The sequence below is a fragment of the Vibrio fortis genome (assembly GCF_024347475.1).
Lineage (GTDB): Bacteria > Pseudomonadota > Gammaproteobacteria > Enterobacterales > Vibrionaceae > Vibrio > Vibrio fortis.
Map to the genome: position 1 here is coordinate 197,179 of NZ_AP025488.1, position 22,512 is coordinate 219,690.

At 46.0% G+C, this 22,512-nt stretch carries 19 protein-coding genes; 10 read left to right on the forward strand and 9 right to left on the reverse strand.

What is annotated here, in order from left to right; translation table 11 throughout:
* Positions 1-78 precede the first annotated feature (78 nt).
* The 4 genes from OCV50_RS15475 to gcl form a co-directional block, all read right to left on the reverse strand.
* Positions 79-1,389 carry a glycerate kinase type-2 family protein gene (locus OCV50_RS15475; protein WP_261904807.1) on the reverse strand — a complete coding sequence of 437 codons (1,311 nt, stop codon included), beginning with the start codon at positions 1,387-1,389 and terminating at the stop codon, positions 79-81.
* A 275-nt stretch (positions 1,390-1,664) separates the two neighbouring features.
* Entirely contained in the window at positions 1,665-2,561 is an 897-nt protein-coding gene (locus OCV50_RS15480; protein ID WP_261904808.1) for a 2-hydroxy-3-oxopropionate reductase, read from the reverse strand.
* A 37-nt stretch (positions 2,562-2,598) separates the two neighbouring features.
* The gene (hyi, locus tag OCV50_RS15485; protein WP_239839266.1) at positions 2,599-3,375 is read right to left on the reverse strand and encodes a hydroxypyruvate isomerase; all 777 of its coding nucleotides are present in this window, start codon (positions 3,373-3,375) and stop codon (positions 2,599-2,601) included.
* A gap of 88 nt (positions 3,376-3,463) precedes the next feature.
* Positions 3,464-5,236 (reverse strand): glyoxylate carboligase, encoded by a 1,773-nt coding sequence (gene gcl / locus OCV50_RS15490; RefSeq protein WP_261904809.1) that lies wholly within the window; start codon positions 5,234-5,236, stop codon positions 3,464-3,466.
* A gap of 314 nt (positions 5,237-5,550) precedes the next feature.
* Here gcl and aceB point away from each other — a divergent pair, with 314 nt between their 5' ends.
* Both aceB and OCV50_RS15500 read left to right on the forward strand, forming a co-directional pair.
* A complete protein-coding gene (gene aceB / locus OCV50_RS15495; protein WP_261904810.1) occupies positions 5,551-7,173 on the forward strand; it encodes a malate synthase A in 1,623 nt (540 codons plus the stop codon).
* Positions 7,174-7,265: 92 nt separating this feature from the next.
* Positions 7,266-7,706 carry a GlcG/HbpS family heme-binding protein gene (locus OCV50_RS15500; RefSeq protein WP_032553543.1) on the forward strand — a complete coding sequence of 147 codons (441 nt, stop codon included), beginning with the start codon at positions 7,266-7,268 and terminating at the stop codon, positions 7,704-7,706.
* A gap of 138 nt (positions 7,707-7,844) precedes the next feature.
* On the opposite strand, the gene OCV50_RS15505 is transcribed toward OCV50_RS15500, so the two are convergent.
* The gene (locus OCV50_RS15505) at positions 7,845-8,327 is read right to left on the reverse strand and encodes a MarR family winged helix-turn-helix transcriptional regulator (RefSeq protein WP_239839269.1); all 483 of its coding nucleotides are present in this window, start codon (positions 8,325-8,327) and stop codon (positions 7,845-7,847) included.
* Positions 8,328-8,452: 125 nt separating this feature from the next.
* Between OCV50_RS15505 and OCV50_RS15510 the strand changes: the two genes are divergently transcribed.
* The 5 genes from OCV50_RS15510 (at position 8,453) to OCV50_RS15530 (ending at position 13,909) form a co-directional block, all read left to right on the forward strand.
* The gene (locus OCV50_RS15510; protein WP_261904811.1) at positions 8,453-9,361 is read left to right on the forward strand and encodes a DMT family transporter; all 909 of its coding nucleotides are present in this window, start codon (positions 8,453-8,455) and stop codon (positions 9,359-9,361) included.
* Between the two features lie 134 nt (positions 9,362-9,495).
* Entirely contained in the window at positions 9,496-10,431 is a 936-nt protein-coding gene (locus OCV50_RS15515) for a LysR family transcriptional regulator (protein WP_261904812.1), read from the forward strand.
* Between the two features lie 179 nt (positions 10,432-10,610).
* Positions 10,611-11,948 carry a WD40 repeat domain-containing protein gene (locus OCV50_RS15520; protein WP_261904813.1) on the forward strand — a complete coding sequence of 446 codons (1,338 nt, stop codon included), beginning with the start codon at positions 10,611-10,613 and terminating at the stop codon, positions 11,946-11,948.
* Positions 11,949-12,023: 75 nt separating this feature from the next.
* Complete coding sequence (locus OCV50_RS15525; RefSeq protein ID WP_261904814.1) at positions 12,024-12,683, forward strand: hypothetical protein; 660 nt, start codon at positions 12,024-12,026, stop codon at positions 12,681-12,683.
* Positions 12,684-12,997: 314 nt separating this feature from the next.
* Positions 12,998-13,909: a DMT family transporter gene (locus OCV50_RS15530; protein ID WP_261904815.1), complete on the forward strand. Its 912-nt coding sequence runs from the start codon at positions 12,998-13,000 to the stop codon at positions 13,907-13,909.
* Positions 13,910-14,016: 107 nt separating this feature from the next.
* Here the strand turns inward: OCV50_RS15530 and OCV50_RS15535 are convergent, their stop codons facing one another.
* The 3 genes from OCV50_RS15535 to OCV50_RS15545 are packed head-to-tail and all read right to left on the reverse strand — an operon-like array spanning position 14,017 to position 16,550.
* A complete protein-coding gene (locus OCV50_RS15535) occupies positions 14,017-15,198 on the reverse strand; it encodes an MFS transporter (RefSeq protein WP_261904816.1) in 1,182 nt (393 codons plus the stop codon).
* Entirely contained in the window at positions 15,188-16,255 is a 1,068-nt protein-coding gene (locus OCV50_RS15540; RefSeq protein ID WP_261904817.1) for an aminoglycoside phosphotransferase family protein, read from the reverse strand. Before OCV50_RS15540 ends, OCV50_RS15535 begins: the two co-directional genes overlap by 11 nt.
* A 10-nt stretch (positions 16,256-16,265) precedes the next feature.
* Positions 16,266-16,550: a GNAT family N-acetyltransferase gene (locus OCV50_RS15545; RefSeq protein WP_239839277.1), complete on the reverse strand. Its 285-nt coding sequence runs from the start codon at positions 16,548-16,550 to the stop codon at positions 16,266-16,268.
* Positions 16,551-16,783: 233 nt separating this feature from the next.
* Here OCV50_RS15545 and OCV50_RS15550 point away from each other — a divergent pair, with 233 nt between their 5' ends.
* Positions 16,784-17,530: a flagellar brake protein gene (locus tag OCV50_RS15550; protein ID WP_261904818.1), complete on the forward strand. Its 747-nt coding sequence runs from the start codon at positions 16,784-16,786 to the stop codon at positions 17,528-17,530.
* A gap of 105 nt (positions 17,531-17,635) precedes the next feature.
* Here the strand turns inward: OCV50_RS15550 and OCV50_RS15555 are convergent, their stop codons facing one another.
* Positions 17,636-19,996 carry a Lon protease family protein gene (locus tag OCV50_RS15555; RefSeq protein ID WP_261904819.1) on the reverse strand — a complete coding sequence of 787 codons (2,361 nt, stop codon included), beginning with the start codon at positions 19,994-19,996 and terminating at the stop codon, positions 17,636-17,638.
* Positions 19,997-20,254: 258 nt separating this feature from the next.
* On the opposite strand from OCV50_RS15555, the gene OCV50_RS15560 reads away from it, so the two are divergent.
* Together OCV50_RS15560 and OCV50_RS15565 are read left to right on the forward strand one after the other, a co-directional pair.
* Complete coding sequence (locus tag OCV50_RS15560; protein ID WP_261904820.1) at positions 20,255-20,749, forward strand: hypothetical protein; 495 nt, start codon at positions 20,255-20,257, stop codon at positions 20,747-20,749.
* 13 nt (positions 20,750-20,762) lie between these two features.
* Entirely contained in the window at positions 20,763-22,391 is a 1,629-nt protein-coding gene (locus tag OCV50_RS15565) for an ABC transporter ATP-binding protein (RefSeq protein WP_239839281.1), read from the forward strand.
* Positions 22,392-22,512: the final 121 nt, after the last annotated feature.

The following is a 22,512-nucleotide window of genomic DNA, read 5'->3' on the forward strand; positions in this document are numbered from 1 at the left end:
TTTGGCCGCCCCTTTATTGTGCATGAGACGGCCAATCGATTGGTTCATATATTTTAATAAATGAGAGGGAGGTTAACTTTAAAGTATCAAAATCGCTCGAAAGTCATTCACGTTGGTCAATGTTGGCCCCGTCGTAAGCAACACATCGACCTTATCAAAGAAGGCATAGCTGTTGTTAGCATCTAAATAGGATTCCGCTTTTAAAGACAATGCCTCACTCTGATGCCACGTGTTTGGTGTGATCCAAGCCCCCGCGTTATCTTCAACCCCATCAATACCGTCGGTATCTGCCGCCAATGCGTAGATGTTGTCATGCCCTTTGAGCTCATTAAACAGGCTCAACAAAAACTCACAGTTGCGCCCGCCTCGACCATTCCCTTTTACCGTTACGGTCGTTTCACCTCCTGAGAGCAATACGCAAGGCGTCTCAAAAGGGTGCTGTCGACTAGCCACTTGTTTCGCGAGCGCGGCGTGAACCTTGGCCACCTCCCTTGCTTCACCCTCAATACAATCACTCAAAATATACGCGGGAATGCCAAGTCCTTCCGCTTCTGCAGCGGCAGACTCTAACGCAGACACCGGAGTTGCAATAATATGATGTTCAGCGGTCTTCCAACACGAATCATCGGGTTTGATGGTCTCTGATTCGGGGCTATTAAGCCATTCGAATACTGACGCTGGCAGATCAATTCGATAACGCTCTAAGATAGCGAGCGCATCAAAACGAGTCGTGGTATCTGGAACGGTTGGGCCCGATGCAATCACACTGATGTCATCACCGGGTACATCTGAGATAGCCAATGAAACCACTTTGGCAGGGTACGCTGCTTTAGCAAGACGCCCGCCTTTGATTAGCGATAGGTGTTTACGAACACAGTTCATCTCATCAATTGCTGCGCCAGACTTCAGCAGCGCTTTATTAATCTGCTGCTTCTCGGCAAGGCTAATATCTCCACCAGGCAAACTCAGTAACGCAGAACCACCGCCCGACAACAAACAGATCACGGTGTCATCTGCACTTAAGTTATTCACCAGTTTCAACATTCGCTGGCTCACTTCTAATCCCATTTGATCAGGTACTGGGTGCGCCGCTTCAATCACTTCAATATGCTCACAAGGCGCGGTATGTTCGTAACGAGTCACCACTAAACCTTCGAGCTCTCTTAGTGCTAAGTCTTGTTTTTTCTTGTCACGCCACACGGCTTCTAGCTCTGCAGCCATCGACGCCGCTGCTTTTCCGGCGCCAATCACCACAGTACGTCCAGCCTGATTAGAGGAGCGATAAAAAATCGACTCTGAAAGAAATGGTTCTATGTGGTTTCGCGGCAGCGCTTCATTAACGGCACTTGAAAAGAGGGTATGTAAAAACTGTTTAGCATCGATGTCCATCAGCCACTCCTTAGTCGACGGAAGAAAAAAGAACCCTAATACAAGGACACAGGTGCCTGCTAAGAAATAAGTTGGAAAGGAACAACTTCAACCTTCACCTTATATTAGGGACGCGCATAAAAGGAGACGAAACTACGCGATTTATAAACAAACTGCTCGAGCCTGTGGGGTTGGCCGCCCACCCTGGAGAAGTGGCAGCCTAAGTTCGTTACTCTGATTTCGTGAACCATGCATTCAATACCAGAGTAACGAATGGATTTACCCAAGATTGGGTACTATCGGATTGAGTGATCCGAACGTTTTTCAATGGCTTGGATAAGAGCTGAGTGGTCCCAACCTTCACCACCCATCTCGGCACACTCATCAAATAGCTGCTGAGCAGTGGCCGTGTTCGGTAGCGCAACGCCAAGTTCTTCGGCACCAGTCAGTGCAAGGTTTAGGTCTTTTTGATGCAGCGAGATTCTAAAGCCCGGGTCGAATGTGCCCTCTACCATACGCTCGCCATGTACTTCTAAAATCTTAGAGTTTGCGAAGCCTCCCAATAGAGCCTGACGAACTCGGGCAGGATCAGCCCCCGCTTTAGAAGCAAATACTAGCGCCTCGGAGACAGCTTCAATATTCAGCGCCACGATGATTTGGTTGGCAACTTTACAGGTTTGGCCTGCACCGTTATCGCCCACTAGCGTAATGTTTTTGCCCATCACTTCAAATAGAGGTCGCGCCTTATCAAAAGCCGCCTGTTCACCGCCTACCATAATGGTCAGTGTCGCATTGATAGCACCCACTTCACCCCCTGATACCGGAGCATCAAGATAAGCTGCACCACCTTCATTAATTCGGGCAGCAATCGCTTTAGTCGCGATAGGCGAGATCGAGCTCATATCAATCACCAGCTTTCCGGCTGCACCACCCGCGATAAGGCCTTGCTCTACGCCGTTGTCACCAAACAGAACATCTTCAACTTGAGGTGTATTTGGCACCATTAGAATGATCACATCGGCCTGTTCTGCTACTTCCGCTGGCGAGTGGTAAACCGTAGCACCAGCAGCGACAAGATCAGCAGGCGCCGGATTGAAATGGTCTGAGAGAAGGATTTCATGGCCAGCTTTTTGAAGGTTGCTTGCCATTGGTTTTCCCATGATACCTGTACCAATAAATGCAATTTTAGACATGTTGTTCTCCTTAACGTTTTAAGATAACCAGACGCAATTAACGGTACTGGTGCAGCCAACCAAGGCCTTCTGTTGTTGTCGTTTTCGGTTTGTATTCGCAGCCAACCCAGCCTTGGTAGCCAAGCTCATCAAGGTAGTTGAGAACAAATGGGTAGTTGATCTCCCCAGTTCCTGGTTCATGGCGTCCTGGGTTGTCAGCCAACTGAACGTGCGCTATTTGGCCGATGTTCTGTTGCATGGTTGGCGTAAGATCGCCTTCCATAATCTGCATGTGGTAAATGTCATATTGAATCGAAAGGTTATCGCTCCCGACTTCTTTAATAATGGCTTTCGCTTGTTCAGTGGTATTGAGGAAGAAGCCCGGAATATCGCGCGTGTTGATCGCCTCAATCACTAAGCTGATCCCCTCAGCTGCTAATGCGTTTGCCGCGTAGTGAAGGTTAATCACAAACGCAGAATGCGCGTCTTGTGGTGTAACACCTTGAGGCACAATACCCGCTAAGCAGTTCACCTGTTTACAACCTAACGCCTTAGCATAGGCAATGGCTTTAGGCACGCCTGCTTGGAACTCTTCCACTCTTGCTGGGTCGACCGCTATCCCGCGATCACCGGCATCCCAATCGCCCGCAGGTAGGTTAAACAACACCTGTTCTAGATTGTTCTCAACCAACTTCTGCTTGATCGCTTGCGCATCAAAGGCATAAGGGAATAGATATTCGACCCCTTGAAAGCCTGCGTCGGCCGCTGCTTCAAAACGATCCATAAAATCAACTTCGGTGAATAACATTGACAAATTAGCCGCAAATTTCGCCATGACTCTGTCCTTCTTATCTGGTTTCTTAGGGCACGAGTTTGTACCCATTGATGCTCCGTTAAGCTGTTATGGGCTTAACGGAGACATATTATTTGTGTGCAAGCGCTGTTGGTGCGTCTTCGCGAGTCTCCGCTAGTGGCTCAAACTCGTTAATGGCATTGATCTCTACACCCATCGAAATGTTGGTCACTCGCTCAAGGATCAACTCCACAACCACCGGTACCTTATGCTTGTTCATAAGCGCTTTAGCTTGCTCAAAAGCAGCTGCAATTTGCTCTGGTTCACGAACTCGAATCGCCTTACAACCCAAGCCTTCGACAACAGCAACATGGTCTACGCCGTAGCCTTCAAGCTCTGGCGCATTCTGGTTATCGAATGCCAGCTGTACGCAGTAATCGATATCAAACTGACGCTGAGCTTGACGAATCAAACCTAGGTAAGAGTTATTCACCAACACATGGATATAAGGAAGATTAAACTGTGCACCTACCGCCAACTCTTCAATCATGAATTGGAAGTCGTAATCACCAGAGATAGCAACAATGTCACGATTTGGATCCGCTGCACGAACGCCTAGTGCCGCAGGTGTTGTCCAACCCAGCGGGCCCGCCTGACCACAGTTGATCCAGTGACGCGGCTTATACACATGTAGGAACTGAGCAGCAGCAATCTGCGATAGACCTATCGTGCTTACGTAACAGGTGTCGCGACCAAAGGCTTTGTTCATCTCTTCATAAACGCGCATCGGCTTCATCGGTGCTTCTTCGAAATTGGTTTTACGTAGCATGGTAGCCTTGCGCTGCTGACACTCACCCGCCCAATCACTTCGATTTGGCAGCTTGCCTGCATCGCGCCACTCTCGAGCGACTTCAACCATCAGCTCCAGTGCCGATTTAGCATCAGACACAATGCCTAAGTCCGGGCAGAACACGCGGCCAATTTGGGTTGGTTCAATATCAACATGCACGAATTTTCGACCTTCGGTGTACACATCCACAGAACCGGTATGACGGTTTGCCCAGCGGTTACCAACACCGAAAACAAAATCCGAGTTCAGCATGGTTTCATTACCATAGCGATGGGAGGTCTGTAGCCCTACCATACCGGCCATTAATTCATGGTCGTCTGGAATCGAACCCCACCCCATTAGCGTTGGAATAACAGGAACGCCTGTGATCTCTGCAAACTGTTGAAGCAATTCAGAAGCACCTGCGTTGATCACGCCGCCACCAGAGACAATCAATGGTTTCTCCGCTTGCGCCATCATAGCGAGGGCTTTTTCAACCTGCTGTTTGGTTGCTGTTGGCTTGTATGGCTCTAGGGGTTCGTAAGAGTCAATATCGAACTCAATTTCTGCCAACTGAACATCTAGCGGCAGATCAATTAGAACTGGGCCAGGTCGGCCAGAACGCATTAAATGAAACGCTTTTTGAAACGCACGAGGCACTTGCGCTGGTTCGAGTACCGTGGTCGCCCACTTAGTAACAGGCTGAGCGATGGATTCAATATCTACCGCTTGAAAGTCCTCTTTGTGCAGCCTTGCTCGTGGAGCCTGACCTGTAATACATAGGATAGGAATAGAGTCAGCCGATGCTGAATATAGACCGGTGATCATATCCGTTCCCGCAGGGCCAGAAGTACCGATACAGACACCAATATTATCCTGATTGGATCGCGTGTATCCCTCCGCCATATGCGAAGCGCCTTCTACATGACGAGCCAGAACGTGATCAATACCACCAAGCTTTTTCATCGCCGCATACATTGGGTTAATCGCTGCGCCAGGAACACCAAATGCGATATCGACTCCTTCACGTTTAAGCACTTCAACCGCTGCTTCAATCGCTTTCATAATTGCCATTCGAACCTCCAGTTCAGATTGTATACAATTAAACAAACTTTTGTGTACTATGAGCCATTCTCAGCATTTATCAAGTCCGATCTGAAACATTTTCATTACATCAAACGCGCGTTTTAAGTGAGCACTAACCCCTAAAAGCTTACAATTCATTGCTTTACATAAAATATCTTTATATAAAAATAAATTTTAGATTTTTCAAATGATAAATAAATGTTAAATAGGCTTTGATTGTTTACAGTTTTTGCCATATAAATAAGCTTAAAAATAGAATTTTGTATACAAAATGACATCGTATTGTTCAAAGGAGACAGACAATGATGAATGACGTAAAAGAGAGAGAAGACGCTTTGTGTATGCAGGTACTTGGCAACATGGACAATGCCGAGTACAAAAAGATCCTGTCTAGAGACGCTTTGATCTTCTTAGAAGCACTGGTGAAAAAGTTTGGAGAACGCCGTCAGAACCTGCTAACTGACCGCGAAACAAAACAAGCACAATTCGATGAAGGTGCGTTGCCTAACTTCCGAGAGGATACTGCGGCAATTCGTGACGACAAAACGTGGAAGGTTGCGACACCACCACCAGAACTATTAGACCGCCGCGTTGAGATCACCGGTCCTATTGAACGTAAAATGGTCATCAATGCGCTAAACTCCGGCGCCAAAGTTTTCATGTGTTGCTTTGAAGACGCCTCATCTCCAACCTGGGAGAACATGGTCGACGGTCAAATCAATCTAAGAGATGCCAACCTCGGCACCATCAGTTACTACGATGAAAAGAAACAGAAGAACTACCAGCTGGTGAATAACCCTGCGCTGCTAATCGCGCGACCACGTGGTATTCACCTTCCAGAGCAGTCTATCCAGTTTAATAACCAACCTATAGCGGGCTGCTTAATGGATTTCGCTCTCTACTTTTTCCATAACTATCAATCACGAGCAGAACAAGGCTTAGGTGTGTACTACTACATTCCAAAACTTGAGAGCATGGAAGAAGCACAATGGTGGGACGATATCTTCAGCTTTACAGAGCAATACTTCAACGTACCAAAAGGCACGATTCGAGCAACGGTATTGATTGAAACACTGCCTGCTGTATTCCAGATGGATGAGATCCTTTATGCGATGCGTGACCACATTGTTGCAATGAACTGTGGCCGTTGGGACTACATTTTCAGCTACATCAAAACATTAAAGAACCATCAAGATCGTATTCTGCCTGATCGCCACGGCATCGGCATGGATCAAGAGTTTCTTAACGCTTATAGCCAGCTGCTGGTACGTACCTGTCACGCACGTGGCGCGCTAGCGATGGGCGGCATGTCGGCATTCATCCCAGCGAAAGATCCTGCAGAAATGGAGCGCGTAACTGCCAAGGTTATTGAAGACAAACAACGAGAATCTAAAAACGGTCACGATGGGACTTGGGTGGCACACCCAGCACTGGTTGATCTTGCGATGTCAGAATTCGACAAACACCTAGGCGGTAAGGTCAATCAGATCGATTTCCAAAGTCCACAACACGAGATCAATGCTGAACTACTGTTAAAGCCTTGTGAGGGAACGCGCGACGAAGCTGGCGTGCGCAAGAACATTCGCATCGCTCTCTACTACATCGAGGCATGGATTCAAGGTCATGGTTGTGTACCAATTTATGGACTGATGGAAGATGCCGCTACAGCAGAGATTTCAAGAGCCAATATTTGGCAATGGATCCACCACGGCGTCACGCTAGACGATGGCCAAACCTTTACCAAAGAACTCTTCCACTCTTGGCTATACCAAGAATTAGACACCATTAAACAAGAAGTCGGAGAGCCGCGCTATGCAGCAGGTCGATTCGAAGAGACAGCCGATCTCTTCTATCAACTGTCTACAGCAGAAGCGTTCGCCGCCTTCCTAACTTTACCCAGCTATGGGCTGCTACAAGCGTCATGACCTGACGCTTGGCCAACTTGAACTTGCGCCGCTTTAATACTTAAACGAAGCGAGAACAAGTTGGTTTAAGCCCCTGAAAAACAGGAGATAACATGGGAAGTTTGACTCTACAACAAGCGCTAACCATCATAGATGGAACCTTTAAAGCAGGCAGGAAGATTCATACCGAGCCTCTGACCGTCGCGGTTTTAGACAGCGGTGGCAAGCTCATCTCTCTGCAGCGTCAGGACGGCTCTAGCATGATGCGACCAGACATCGCGATTGCTAAAGCTTGGGGAGCACTCGCACTGGGTTGCTCATCCAGAAAACTCGCCCAAGATGCAGATAACAGACCAGCATTTATCTCCGCGGTCAATGTGCTCGCACATGGAAATATGGTGCCCGTACCTGGGGGGCTACTCATTCGAGATAAGGATAGAACCGTACTCGGTGCCATTGGTGTCAGTGGTGATATCTCGGATATCGACGAAAGCTGTGCGATTAATGGCATTGGTTGTGCAGACCTTTACAGCGATGAGATGCTGCAAGCCTAATCGAATACCTATTTGTTGTGTTACCCATAAACAGGTATCTACACACTAATAAAAAAACCGAAGCACTGAGCTTCGGTTTTTCATTTTAACTTGGTGGCAATCATTAGACAGCTATCAATATTGACGTGCAACAAGCGCTTATTCGTATGCACTTAACCATGTTTTGAGCAGTTGATTGGTATTCTTTTTCTGACTCGCTGACAGGGTTTTCACCAATTTCTTCTGCATTTCAACATGCTCAGTCATCATTTCGTCAATGAGCGTTAATCCGCTTTTGGTCAACTTAACACTGACACTGCGACGGTCTTCTTTACTGTGCTCGCGACTGATCAGCCCCTTGGCTTCTAACTTATCTAATCGGTTAGTCATTGCACCAGAGGTCAGCATCATAGAACCAATCAGTTCTGATGGGGTGAGTCGATAAGGCTTGCCCGAACGTCGCAAGGTCGCTAATACATCAAACTCTCCTAGCTTCATATCATACTGCTTATGAAGGTCGGCAACCTGTGTCTCCATGTATTTAGCGATACGCATTACTCGGCCCATAATCGCCATCGGCTCTGTTTCTAGGTCGGGCTTTTCCTTTGCCCATTGCTCTACTACGCGGTCAATAGCATCCATTTGCAATCACGCTCCGTTATTAGTCTTAGTTGCTTCAAACTAGTTTAACATAAAGATACTTTACAACCACTAGTTATGGGTATACTCTTCACACCAAGAGTTATCTTAACGTAAAGATATTTTAGATGAATATATTATTAGCAATGATCCCCGCCTTCTTCTGGGGTACAACTTATGCAGTGACGCAGTTTACGCTACAGGAGTGGCCACCCTTACTACTCGGTGCTCTGCGTGCTTTGCCTGCAGGTTTATTATTGCTTGCTGTAAAACCTACTCTACCGAAAAAAGGTGAGTGGCAAATCATTTTCACACTGGGTTTAATCAATATTGCGACCTTCTTCGGTCTGATTTTTGTTATGGCTCTCACCTTGCCTTCTGCCATTTCCGGCGTAGGTATGATCTCAGTACCTGTATTTGCAATGATCTTCCATTGGGTTGTGAAAAAGCAGCGCCCTAACCTGATTCAAGCTTTGTCGGGTGTCGGACTGATTTCACTGGCGTGGATGCTGTTTAATCCAAGTCAAATCTCACTCAGCCCTGTAGGACTAGGTGCTATGTTTGCCGCTATCATGTGTATCATTGTTGGCAGCAGCATTACTAAGTCACTCGGCGATCGCATGCACTGGTGGAAAGTACTGACTTGGCAGTTAATTCTTGGTGGTGTAATTTTGTCTGTGGCTTCGGCGACTCATGCTTTCATCGACCCACAACCATACGCAAACGCAGTAACGCACTTCGATTCGCGTAACTTTATGGGTCTATTGTGGGTGATTGGTTTGAATACGGCACTGGGTTACGGCATGTACGTTTGGTTGCTACAACGTATGTCAGTGGTCGACTTTACCTTTGGCGGTATTGCTAACCCTGTAGCAGGGATCGTGATGGGAATGCTGTTGATGGGTGAGTCTTTCACTGCCACTCAGTACTCACTGATGACAGGTATGATTGTGATGTCACTCTTACCTCAAGTCATCCTTGCGATTCGACAACCTAAGACAATATCAACACCAAATAAGCCGTTAAAGGCAAGATAACCTCTTCAAACTTAAATAAAACCCGTTTCACACGGGTTTTATTTATTTGACCGTAACGTCATACGAATTTTCCATTTGTCCTACATGAATCGTCGTCATATGATTAAAGAGTATACGTGACGTTAGGGGGCAAAATGGCAAAAGACTTATTCGCAAATCTCGATCTCAACCTTCTTCGAACTTTCATCATACTGCATCAAGAGCGCAATATGAGAAAAGCATCAGAGCGACTTTTTGTATCCCAACCCGCGGTAAGTAAAGCCCTACAACGTCTGCGTGACCACTTTGGTGATGAGCTATTTGTAAAGACACATCACGGCCTGCGAGCCACGGAACATGCCAATATGCTCGCTGAAAGCATTTCACCGATTCTAGACGAGCTGTCGTGTGCGATAAACACCAGTAATGAATTCAACCCAGCTGAGTTACAAGGCATCATCAAGGTTGCACTCTCCCCCTATCTGCTCAGCTCTCTTTCTAGCAAACTGTTCAAAGCCATTCGTGCACAAGCCCCTCATGTACAGATCCAGTTATTGAACTGGTCTGGCACTACTATGACTGACATCATCAATGATGAAGTCCACATTGGGCTTAACTACGAGATCAATCACGCACCAAAAGAGCTGCTTCAGCAACACATAGCTCAAGATACATTCAAGGGTTATGTACGTGAAGATCACCCATATCAAGATGACTACATAGAGGTCAAAGATGGCGTGAATTTCGAATTAGCCTCAGTGATCGCCGTCGATTGGAACTCACATCAATCCCTTGCAGAGAAGATACTCAAAATCAAAGGTCATAAAGCTCGCATTGGATTTCGTTCAGAGCTACCTTCAGCGGTCATAGACGTTGTGCGCAATTCAGACATGCTCTTCCCCGCCTCAAAATTTCTAGAGATCGAGCAGAAAACGTCGTTAAGAGCGATCAATTTGTTGTTCGACAGCACAGATGTACAGCCAATGATGTGTGCCTACTATCACCACAAGAATCGTAATAGCCCTACCACATTATGGCTGAAGAAGATTCTAGAGAACCTTCTAAACAGTGCTTCGAGTAAAACTCAATAATAACCTAGAGTTATCACGCTGTTTCTTTTCTCTCATTAATAACCGAACGTTAAAGCCTCTATTCCATCAAGCAATTAGAGGCTTTTTTGTCCACTCCATATACTTCTCTCATCGGCTAGGAACGCCATCAATACTGCAAGACGCAACACGAGTTCCTTAACTATTTTGAGAGTAGATCAATGAAACTAAAATTACTAAGCACCCTAATCGCCGCTTCTTTCCTAGCTGGCTGTTCTTCTTCTGGTTCAAGTAGCAATCCACCAGCAGCTCAAGATGGGATTGCGGATGTAACTTACATGCAAGGTGAAAACGTGGACGCAGCTCGTGTAGTCGGTGATGAAGGCAACCACAACGCATTAATTATCCGTGATATATCGAGTGACAATGGTGAAACAACCACTTTAGTTTTAATTGATGGCAACCTGTATCACATTGAAGATGGTGTCGTTACTGATAACGATCACAATGAAATTGGTCACATCGAAAATCAAGGCGACCAAATCGTGTTTAACGGCGTGGTAAACGGTGAAAAAGTCGAAGTTACACTTACGGTTGTCGATGGACGTTTGATTGCAGATTCTGTTGTTATTGAAACACCACCAAAGTGGGGTGACGAAGGCGCAAGCTCAATTAAGTTAATTCCTGTTGATGGAAAAACACTGATCTTTGTTGGAGATGAACTAATCGGCTCAGTTAGTGATGATGGTTACGTTATCAAAGATGGACAAATTGTAGGTGAATTCAAAGGTAGTTCTGACGGAGGCACCGTGACACTGTACAACGGGACATCCCTCAATTACTCAGTATCGACTGAAACTACCATTGTCACCGTACACAAAGACGGAATGATCTACACATGGGATAGTGCGACAGGAGACACTAATGTATCTATTGATGGCGATACTGACAATGGCTGGGGTTTAACGGATCCTGACTACGGAGTTGGCTTCGAATTCGAAATGGTTGACGATAATAAACTCGTTATCACTTTAGGTGCGAGTGAAGTAACTATTACTGATACAGCTACCGGTGTCATTATCTCAGGAGATGAAGGTCGCAGCACCGTTTCTGTAAAGACAGTGAACGCTTACAAAGAAGCAATGACTCATCTAACAAAAGAAGAACAGAAATTCCTGGCACTTGCGTTTATTGCCAATGAAGGTGCTGGTGCCATCAATGAAGATATGCGAGTGAAAGCTTGGACTGTAACTAAAGAGATGACGAAAGAGTGGTCTCAAGACAATAAGCTAACCATGCTGAAAATCGCGAACATTGAAATGGATCTTCAAGGCAATTCTTTGGGCTACTACTTATTAACTGGTGAAAAGAAAACTGTAGATGAACTTCGCACTGCTGCGAAAGGAGCTATCTCAGATGCAATCCATGATTGGATTCCTGCAAAGCCAAATCTAACTGCTGAGCAAAAAGCAGAACTAAAACAGAAAGTTCAATCACTTTCACAAGAGCAACGTCAGCAAATCAAACAAGCTGTAAAAGACCGTGTTAGCCGCGGCTAAATAAAACAGTGAATAAAAGCAAAGGAGCCGCTTTCTAAGTGGCTCCTTTTTGTTTGAACCAAGGTTGAAAGTGAAATGAGACGAATATCTTTGGCAATGGCTATGCTGGTGACACTCAGTGTTTCCGCTAACGACCACCAGCTACAACAACTGAGCTACCACGAACCTAGCCTCAGCTTCCAAACCGCTAAGGCCGGTGATACTTGGGTCGGCACGGTATCAGGCGTGATTCAAGCGACCGATGCGATCAACATTAATGCAGAGATCGACAGTGAAGGCTACCTTGAGCTTGGAACTGGCTATGGCTTAGTCTTAGGGCAATTTTACACCGAAGCTTTCGTTAGTTATGGCCGCGCTGACCTTATTGATATCTATGACATTGGTATTTTTAGCGGAACGGCGCTTTCAGAAAATATCATGCTATTTGCCAACACTTCACATGAATGGCGGAAATTCTCGCTAGCCGATCTTCACGATGCGAATCGCGAATGGAAAAGCACCATAGGTACGAGCTATTCACCTTCCGAGCACATGAGCTTTTCCTACTCTTTCAGCCATGATCGCCAATTAACGGGCGAGAAAGGCTATTACAACAGCCAAGATGTCACGTTTACTTTAAAACCTAAATGGGTAGAGCCTTATGTGAAATACACCTTTGGACAGAAGCGTGTCAGCCCTGGGGACGTATTTCGCTCTGATGGCAGCGTAGAGCTTGGGTTCAACTTAAGATTCTAGAGCCCTGTTGAGATTCAACCCTTTTTACCGTTTCATTTGGTAACTCTCACCCCCTTTATTTTCTGTATCTTCGATAAAGGGGACTTTTCTCCTTCAGTCTCCACAAACCCTCACAAAGAACAATGATATTATTAAAAATCGCATTGCGAGAAATTATTTCTTATAAAGAACAATTTAACAGAAAAATTTTTTAACAAAGATAGAAATCAGAGATAAAAAGGAAAACTATTTCTCTTGAGAGCTCCTTATACTGTGGCACATCAATTAGGCGGCACAAGCCTATGATTTAAAATAATAAGTATTGGGAAGTCACCATGAATTCGAAGTCTTTTACTATTTTGCTCTTTTTGTCGGTATGCCTTATCTGGGGTACAACTTGGTTTGCGATGGAAGTAGCCTTGCACTCTATCCCACCAATCTTTGCGACAGCGTTGCGCTTTCTCCTTGCCGCACCTCTATTGGCCGTACTCTCCAGAGGGTTTAACCAGCCTTTGATGTTTCCAAAAGGAAAACGCCAGTGGATCTTAATTGTCGCGCTGATGTACTTTGCGATTCCGTTTACCCTAATGATCTATGGTGAGCAGTACATTTCTTCAGGCTTGGCCTCTATTATCTTTGCTAACATGCCGGTTGCCGTGATGCTGATGTCGGGGCTGTTTCTTGGTTTACGCCTTGCCAAACACCAAATTTTCGGTCTTCTTACAGCTGTAATTAGCCTGTGTTTGATTCTTGGGAATGAGATGCAAATGGGCGGTGAAGATTACCTGATTGGCACTGTGTCTTTAGGGCTTGCTGTAGCGATTCACGCAGTCATGTATGTTCTGGTTCAAAAGCACTGTAAAGAGATTCAAGTTCTGACCTACAATGCAGTGCCGTGTTTCATTGCTTCTCTTTTCCTATTCGCAGTTTCTGCTGTTGGTGAAAATGTCGATGTGTCTGCATTTACTTGGGACTCTATCTCTGCCGTTGTCTACCTAGGTTTTATCGCAAGTGTTGGTGGTATTGTGGCTTACTTCAAACTGGGACAAGTATCGACGCCTTTCCAAGCTTCAATCTGTTTCCTGATTTTCCCGGTGGTTGCGCTCGTTATCTCAGCCATCATCAACGGTGAGATGCTTGCGGAGCAGTCACTGATTCTCATGTTGCCGTTATTATTTGGTATCTTACTCACCAAGGCGCCGAAGAAAATGTTCAAACTGCGCAACGGTTTAAAGGTAAGTCAGTAATAAACTCGACCTCGTAAACTCAACGAAGTCATTAAAATCGTTCAGAGACAAAAAAGCTCCAATGGCGACATTGGAGCTTTTGTTTTATTCAATTTACCTAAGAGTGCTTATCGCCAACTGAAGTAACGCACCTCGTTGCCATCTTCCGGTACTTTAGGAATATTTAGAGAAAGCATTAGGGAAACTGCAGCCATCGCAGCACCGATATAGAATACGGTGGCAGGAGACGCTAACCAAATCACACCGAACACCACTGGGATCACCACCGCCGCAATATGGTTAATGGTGAAAGAAACACCCGCGGTCGAAGCCATATCAGCCGGATCCGCAATCTTCTGGAAATAGGTTTTGATTGCTAAAGCCAATGCGAAGAAAAGGTGATCAATTACATACAAGGCCGCCGCCCACTCAGCGCTTTGAACTAGACCATAACCCACAAACACACAAATCAAACCCACGTATTCAAATATCAGTGCCTTGCGTTCGCCCACAACACCAATGAACTTACCAATACGTTTAGCAAACAAGAAGTTAAATAGGTAATTAATCAAGAAAAGAAGCGTGACATCCGCAGCTGAATACCCGAACTTCTCCACCATCAAGAAGCCTGCAAATACAGTGAAGATCTGTCGACGAGCACCACTCATAAAGGTCAGTGCATAGTAAAGCCAGTAGCGCTTACGCAGCACTAGCTTCTTATTCTGCTGCGTCTCGGTTTTGAACTCAGGGAAACCAAATGTCATCACCAGTACGAGTAAGAAGCCTATCCCGCCAGTAATGCCGTAAACCCAAACAAAATCGAGCTTGAGTTGCTCTAACATCACCCAAATAGAGCCATAGGTGATAAGAGAAGCAAGAGCCCCAACCGAGATCATTTTCCCTAACATCTCTGGTGCTTCTTCTTTGCTCAGCCATTGCAAAGAAAGCGACTGCTTTAACGTTTCAAAGTAATGGAAGCCCGTCGACATGAGGACTGTAGTAAGCAATAACCCAGTCAATGACGGAAACAAACCTGTGATTGCTGTGCCTATAGTCAGCATCGCCAGCGATACCAGCATGAATCGTTGCTCGCGAATAAAAGCCAACACAAACACAACCGTAAATGCCAGAAAACCAGGGATTTCACGGACACTCTGAAGTAATCCGATATCGGCACCATCAAAGTTAGCGCGCTCAACAACAAAGTTGTTCAACAGCGCCATCCAGCTAGAAAATGCGATCGGGACAATAATCGAAATCAGCAACAAAAAGTTCTGCGGCGTCTTCCAACTTGCAGTTTTATCGAACATCAACAAACTCCTGTTCGTTCATCTCACTGAGCGCTTTCTTTGTTAGCTGCTCAGTGTATGGGTTAATCTTCCAGTGATTCGGGCTCCAACCCTTAACAAAGCGTTGAAAGTCGGCCCATGCCGTGGCAAACATAGGGCGCCAAGCCGCTTCGACTTCTGCCGCTGCTAGGTGTGGCTGATAGATTGCCAACGCGTGAGCAAACAGATCAAAATAGACGTTCAATACCTCGCTCTCTAGCTCTGCACAATCTCTGGGCCTAATTGCACTGCTCATAAACAGCGCCACATCCTTCATCGCACAGCCAAGCCCTACGTATTGAAAATCGACCGCGGCCGCATTTTGATTTTCCACATCAAAACAGAAGTTGGCTAATTTAGCATCGCCATGTACGAGCGTCGGATAAGGGCAGTTCTTTAGCTTCTGGTCAATCCGCTCGGCTTTTTGCTTCAGTGCTTGGTCTGCCAATGCACTGAGTTCGTCCGGGCGTGTTGCCAAATGCCAATAGGTTCCTGTTTCCCACAAACTCGCGACGTCACTTGGATTGATTTGGATATGTTTAGCGTGAAAATGTGCGAGCCAATGTAAACAAGCATGACGTTGATGCAACTCCTCTAGACTATAACCCTCAACGTCATTCGCTAACACATCAAAGTTAGATGTGTTTGGGAAGCCGAGTGTCTTGAGATCTTGCATCACGATTAACCACTCCCCTTCAGTTTGCTGGCATTGCAAGCCAACGGGAACGGGACAGTTCACATCATACTTTTGAGTAAACTCTTGATACCATGAGGTTTCCACCTGATAAGACTTTACTTTTCTTTGGTGCGAGAGCTGAGTATTCCACCCTTTCGGATGTTCTGTTTTCTCTGGCAGCGCAACGTGTTTGACGATAACGCTGTTCACGCCTTGTGTATCAGGGAAGTGCAGGCGAACCAGCTCTCCGTAGCCTCCCCATAAGCGCTGAATGACTTCGACGTGATGACTCTCAGAACCATGAATTGAGCGCGCGATATCATTGTATAGAAGCGTTGTTGAATCGGTGGTTGAACAAGACATACTTTCCTCGTTATGCCTCATCCGCCAGTAGATGAGCCCACTGCTTTTGCCTTGCCATATAGTGCACAACATAGCTGCAGACAGGGACAATTTTGAAGCCTGCCTTCTCGATCTCTGGGAGAATCGCTTCCATCATCACTTTACCCATGCCCTGCCCTTGTAGCTCATCTGGGACGCGAGTTGAGGTAATATGAAGCACTTGTCCTTGCTGCTGATATTTCACCAAGGCGTATTGTTCGGGAGCTAGCTCTACCGTTATTTGCTGGGCTTCCTGATCCCATTTTACTGCCTGCATTCTCAACTCCTATAAATATTCGACATGCTAAACGATAAACGATTGAAGTCTTAGATTGATGTTAATAGACTAACGCACGTGCATATAAATAAAACGATAAAGTGGGAATTACAAATAAATCTGAAATGGACACCGCCACCAGATTCAATATCCAATCCTCTCACTTACCTAAATCTAGCACGTAAGAACCGTCTATTGTCAGACAACGCATGTTGGCGCATGGAGAACACACAATGAACGCACCACTAAAGAAACCTGTGGAGCCAAACCAATCACTGCAAGATCCGCGAAATCGCACCGTATCCACCATCAACAGCACGGATGCATTGGCGATGATTGAGCATGGCAGTGAACTGACTCTCAACATTACCACCCCAGTTGGCAGTAAATTCTTAGCCACCACCAAATTCATTGGCACACACAGTGAAAACTGCATCTTGATTGAAGTTCCTGAAGTCTCATCAGACGATCTTGGCTTTTTCTTCCAAGAGGGCTTCTGGATGACCGTTCGCGCATACTCTCTTCGAGGTGAAGGTGCACTGATCCACTTTAGAAGTCAGATTCACCACAACATCGGCGAACCATTCCCGCTGCTGATCTTGTCTACACCCAGCACGATGCAAGTAACGCAACTGCGTAAAGAGACTCGTTATGAGGTCAACTTAGCGGGCAAGATCAACATCAATGATCAACGCACTGATTGTGAAATCCGTGACCTTTCTAAGAGTGGCTGTCGATTTGTCACATCGCCAACATCAAGAAACCTTCAAGTAGCCGAACGTGTTTCGATTGAGATCTCATCAGACAATTACAATGGTCCTTTGATACCCCCTCTGAGAGGCGTGATCTGTAACCTGCAAAAGTCGACCCACTATGCGAGATATGGCGTTGAGTTCGACGAGGTAGGCCGAGCTAATGCTCGCAACCTGCTAAGCAAGTTAAAGTTTGATGGCACCAAATTACGCCTAAGACAGGGCTAAGCGTTACCGAAACATATCCAATAAAAAAACAGCCATCGTTTGATGGCTGTTTTCGTTGATGACGATGACACAAACAAAGCCAGTCGTTCGCTTGTGTCGATCTCACTACTTTCTCAACGCATTGAGCTTCGCTTGGGCAATACCAAAGACAGTGTCAATTGGATAGCTGCCTTCATCACTTGGCTCGCCGGCAGGTTTACCCGTAAACAGCTCAATCGCTTCTGTCACATGCTCGATAGCCCAGATGTTAAACTCACCTTTCTCTACCGCCTTGACGATATCGCTACGCAGCATCAGGTTATGGACGTTAGAGCGAGGGATAATCACCCCTTGCGTATTACTGCGCCCTTTGATTTCACATACATCGAAGAAGCCTTCAATTTTCTCGTTCACACCACCGATAGGCTGAGATTCACCAAATTGGTTCATCGAACCCGTGATCGCAATGTCTTGTCGGTTAGGCTGTTTTGAGAAGGCAGATACAACGGCACAGAACTCAGCCATACTCGCACTGTCTCCGTCGACCCCACCATAAGACTGTTCGAAGGTAATGTTGGTCGTCAGTGGTACTTTTGCCGTCTTACCAAACACAGAAGATAGGTAAGCCGACAGAATCATCACCCCTTTTGAGTGAATACTGCCACCCAAATCGACGTTTCGCTCAATATCAATCACCTCACCATCACCGTAAGCGGTGGTCGCTGTAATACGGTTCGGCGCACCAAACATATGGTCAGTTGTACTGAGTACAGATAGCGCGTTGACCTGTCCGATCGCTTCGCCTTCCACACGCATCAAGGTTGTACCATTGGTAAAGGTCTCCATCACGCTGTCTTGCAATCGACCAACACGCAACTGCTGATTTGCCAATGCCTGTTCAACATGACCCGCACGAATCAGATTCGAGTTTGAACCTTTGGCTACATAGTTAGATTCACGCAGCAGATTGGCGATATGAGCTGAATGCAGCGACAGCTTACCCTGATCACCCGCCTGACGAGAACTGTGTTCAATGATGCGCGCAATCGCTTTACGGTCACAGTGCAGCATGCCGTTGTCGTGAACGATACTCGAAATAAAACGTGCGTAGTGCAGTTCTGAATCAGGGGTTCGCTTCATCTCGTCTTCGAAATCAGCCGTCACACGGAACAGCTCACCAAACTCCGCATCATAATGTTGAAGCAGTTGGTAAGTGCGGTAATCACCAAACAAAATGATCTTCACATCGAGTGGGATCGGCTCTGGATCAAGCGACACCGCGCCCGTTAAGGTGACCTCTTTTTCCAGAGAAGTCAGGCTTAGTTGACGAGAACGAAGTGCACGCTTGAGGCCATCCCAAACATATGGTTGCTCTAGTACTTTCACCGCGTCCATCAACAACACGCCACCATTCGCACGATGTAAGCTACCGGCACGAATCAGTGAAAAGTCGGTAAATACCGTGCCTTTAAACGTCGCCGTTTCCACATAACCAAACAGTGAGTGGTAGTTCGGGTTATCTTCAACCACGATGGGTAATTGATGCTCTTTCTGACTCACCAACACGTTAACTTTGTAGCGACGAGGCAGCTTCTTGTCTAACGAAGCGGTCGCGATTTCTGCCTGCTCGTTACTCTCTTCCAAGAAGATTTCCGCATTCTCGACAATGTCTTTGCGAAGCGCTGTGAGGTACTTTTTGATCTCTGGGTACTGGCTGTAATCCTGCTTCAGCTGCTTGATGAAATGAGTGATTACATCACGCGTGGTATCATCATTCAGTTTCTGGATCTTCTCAGTGTATGTCTCTTCCAGCTCGGTCAGTTCTCTAGAGATGGTACGTAGCCCGACTTCAAGCGCGTCAATGCTCTTATCGAACTGCTCTTGCTCTTCAGCAGAGAGTTGATCAAACGTCTCTTCGGTGTGCAGCTCCTCACCATTCATCGCAACAAACTGATAGTCACCTTTCGAAGTAATCGTTAGGTTAATACCCTTCTCTTTGGCTTCTAAACTGATCGCCTCAAGCGCCACTTGCTGTTTACTCGCCAACTGGTTCTTTAAGGTGTCAGCTCGACCAAAATACATCTCGTTATCAAACGCCAATGGCATCGCTTTTAAAAGCTTACGCATCAACTTTTCGATATCTTGTTTTAAGCTAGTACCAACACCACTTGGTAACTTAAGTACCTTTGGGGTCCGAATATCGTCGAAGTTCGCGACATAACACCAGTCGAATAACTGCTCTGGCTCTGCGGTGTGACGATTGAGATAACGCAAGATCATGGTTCGCTTACCAAGACCGTTGCGGCCAATCGCATAAATGTTGTAACCCTTTTCCTTGATCGACATAGCAAACTCGACCGCTTTTTGTGCGCGCTCTTGTCCAACTATCTCATCAATGGGAGCCAGTTCCTTGGTCGACTTACAAGGCAACTTTTCAAGTTCAGCTACCTGATACAGTTGCTCTGAGTTGAGTCTTTGAATCGCCATCGCCGCCTCCTTAATCCTTTAGTTCTGGGTATAGTTCAAATAAGTGTAGATGTAATTTCCCATAAATTTAGTGACTTACGCTACACCACAGCTCAACCGAACAAATAACGAACAATTTCACGCTAAATCCATGAAACTAACAGAAATCGATGACACTATAATGATTTAACATTTGCAACAAAATCAAATGATTTTAGTTTGCATTTGATAATAAATATCATTAACATTCTTTGGTCTTATAAATTAGAGGCCGAGAAGATGGATTTAGAACGATGCTGGATGCACTACCTTAAAGCGGAACAACTCATGGAGCAGGGTCATTGGCCAGAAGCTCAGCGTCTCTACGGCGATGTTTTGAGTTCACTTCCTCATCATATTCAAAACGCTGCATTCCAGAATGACATCAAGCCTTGTCAGTTTGCTTGCCTGTTAACAGGGTTAAGAGACGCCAGTATTTCTCAGGCAGAGATTCTAAACAAACTCGGCAACCAACAAGATGCGTTCGACACACTGAATCAATCTTATGCCTTAATGCAGTTCATCTCTTTAGAAGATAACTCTCTAATCAAGCGCACTCACTCGCTGCTAGAGCAACAGAGTGAAGAGCTACTCAAACACTTAATCGCTTTTTGTAGTGCACAGCGCAATGCTCAATGGATGATAGAGCTAGAGCAACTTCAAAGAGCGCATCACTATTTTGGACAATTGAAGTCGACACACGACACCTACCCATCACCCAATGTCTTAAACTGAATAAGGACGTATCATGTCAGACAAAGCCATCCTTAAGGTCAACAACCTTTCCGTGAGTTTTAAAACCAATGATGGAATCATTGATGCGGTAAAGGGCATTAATTTCACGCTCAACTCAAGCGAAACCCTCGCAATTGTGGGCGAGTCAGGTTCGGGTAAATCGGTATCGTCTAACGCCCTAATGAGCTTACTGCCAGATAACGCCATTATTCATCCAGAATCGTATATTGAGTTTGAAGGTGAGTCGATTCTCGATAAATCTGAGCGTGAGATGCAGGCAGTGCGTGGCGATCGCATCGGCATGATCTTCCAAGAGCCGATGACCTCGCTTAACCCTTACCTACGCGTCGGCATTCAAGTCGCAGAAGCGATCATGTGTCACCGTAATGTGTCGAAAGCACAAGCCAAAGCGCGCGTATTAGAACTATTTGATCTGGTGCATCTACCGAATCCAAGTCAAGCCTACACCAAATACCCACACGAATTTTCTGGCGGTCAACTGCAACGCATCATGATCGCAATGGCATTGATTAATGAGCCTGACATTCTTATCGCCGATGAACCAACAACGGCATTGGATGTAACGGTACAAGCCGAGGTCCTGTCTCTGATTAAAGAGATTCAAGCCAAGATGGGGATGGCGATTCTGTTCATTACCCACGATTTAGGCGTAGTAAAACACTTTGCCGATCGTGTACTGGTGATGTGTAAGGGCGAACTGGTTGAAGAGGGCGAGACTGTCCCGCTTTTTGAAGCACCAAGACATGAATACACCCGCATGCTGATCAACTCAGTACCAAAAGGCGCGAAAACCCCAATTGAAGAGTCTGCACCGCAATTGCTGGAAGCGGACGACATTCGCGTGAAGTTCTTGGTTAAGCCACACTTTATTAAGAGCCGTTGCCAATATTTTGAGGCAGTGAAAGGTATCTCTCTCAAGCTTAAGCAAGGTGAAACTCTAGGTATTGTGGGTGAGTCCGGTTCAGGTAAATCGACTCTGGGTCGTGCTTTAATCGGCCTTCTGCCATCCACTGGCCGCATCGTCTACAAAGGCCAAGATGTCAGCTTATTAACAGATAAAGAGCGTCACAACCTCAAGAAAGACGTGCAGATGGTGTTCCAAGACCCATACGGTTCGCTATCACCACGTATGACGGTAGGTGAGATCATCACGGAAGGATTAACCGTCCACCAGCCTCATTTGACTAAGAAAGAACGCTTGGAACGTGCACGAAAAGCCCTGCTCGAGGTGCGCTTAGAACCAAACTCGATCAACCGCTATCCGCATGAGTTCTCTGGCGGGCAACGTCAACGTATCGCAATTGCTCGTGCGCTTATCCTTGAACCATCATTCATCTTACTAGATGAGCCAACATCGGCGCTTGACCGCTCGGTTCAGCTAACGGTGATCGATCTTCTGAAGGATATTCAAGCTAAGCACAACATCGGCTTCTTGTTCATCAGCCATGACTTATCCGTGGTGAAAGCCTTATCTGATCGCGTACTGGTGATGCAAAAGGGTGAAGTGATGGAGCAAGGTACTGCAGAAGAGATTTTCCAAAATCCACAGCATGAATACACGCAGAAACTCATCGATGCTTCTTTCGATCTTGATGAAAAACCTAAAAAAAGTGCTGCATAAGTGGAACTAATTCACATTAACAACGTCATATAAGTACATTCTGAAAATTTGCATTAATGGATTGCTACAGAGTGGATATAGCAAATTGGTTTGGCCGCCAAAAATGAAAAAAGTCGCACGG

Bases quoted from the DNA above. Each gene is read 5' to 3' on its own strand.
- OCV50_RS15475 (WP_261904807.1), bottom strand. From the start codon at position 1,389: ATGGACATCGATGCTAAACAGTTTTTACATACCCTCTTTTCAAGTGCC.
- OCV50_RS15480 (WP_261904808.1), bottom strand. From the start codon at position 2,561: ATGTCTAAAATTGCATTTATTGGTACAGGTATCATGGGAAAACCAATG.
- hyi (WP_239839266.1), bottom strand. From the start codon at position 3,375: ATGGCGAAATTTGCGGCTAATTTGTCAATGTTATTCACCGAAGTTGAT.
- gcl (WP_261904809.1), bottom strand. From the start codon at position 5,236: ATGGCAATTATGAAAGCGATTGAAGCAGCGGTTGAAGTGCTTAAACGT.
- aceB (WP_261904810.1), top strand. From the start codon at position 5,551: ATGATGAATGACGTAAAAGAGAGAGAAGACGCTTTGTGTATGCAGGTA.
- OCV50_RS15500 (WP_032553543.1), top strand. From the start codon at position 7,266: ATGGGAAGTTTGACTCTACAACAAGCGCTAACCATCATAGATGGAACC.
- OCV50_RS15505 (WP_239839269.1), bottom strand. From the start codon at position 8,327: ATGGATGCTATTGACCGCGTAGTAGAGCAATGGGCAAAGGAAAAGCCC.
- OCV50_RS15510 (WP_261904811.1), top strand. From the start codon at position 8,453: ATGAATATATTATTAGCAATGATCCCCGCCTTCTTCTGGGGTACAACT.
- OCV50_RS15515 (WP_261904812.1), top strand. From the start codon at position 9,496: ATGGCAAAAGACTTATTCGCAAATCTCGATCTCAACCTTCTTCGAACT.
- OCV50_RS15520 (WP_261904813.1), top strand. From the start codon at position 10,611: ATGAAACTAAAATTACTAAGCACCCTAATCGCCGCTTCTTTCCTAGCT.
- OCV50_RS15525 (WP_261904814.1), top strand. From the start codon at position 12,024: ATGAGACGAATATCTTTGGCAATGGCTATGCTGGTGACACTCAGTGTT.
- OCV50_RS15530 (WP_261904815.1), top strand. From the start codon at position 12,998: ATGAATTCGAAGTCTTTTACTATTTTGCTCTTTTTGTCGGTATGCCTT.
- OCV50_RS15535 (WP_261904816.1), bottom strand. From the start codon at position 15,198: ATGTTCGATAAAACTGCAAGTTGGAAGACGCCGCAGAACTTTTTGTTG.
- OCV50_RS15540 (WP_261904817.1), bottom strand. From the start codon at position 16,255: ATGTCTTGTTCAACCACCGATTCAACAACGCTTCTATACAATGATATC.
- OCV50_RS15545 (WP_239839277.1), bottom strand. From the start codon at position 16,550: ATGCAGGCAGTAAAATGGGATCAGGAAGCCCAGCAAATAACGGTAGAG.
- OCV50_RS15550 (WP_261904818.1), top strand. From the start codon at position 16,784: ATGAACGCACCACTAAAGAAACCTGTGGAGCCAAACCAATCACTGCAA.
- OCV50_RS15555 (WP_261904819.1), bottom strand. From the start codon at position 19,996: ATGGCGATTCAAAGACTCAACTCAGAGCAACTGTATCAGGTAGCTGAA.
- OCV50_RS15560 (WP_261904820.1), top strand. From the start codon at position 20,255: ATGGATTTAGAACGATGCTGGATGCACTACCTTAAAGCGGAACAACTC.
- OCV50_RS15565 (WP_239839281.1), top strand. From the start codon at position 20,763: ATGTCAGACAAAGCCATCCTTAAGGTCAACAACCTTTCCGTGAGTTTT.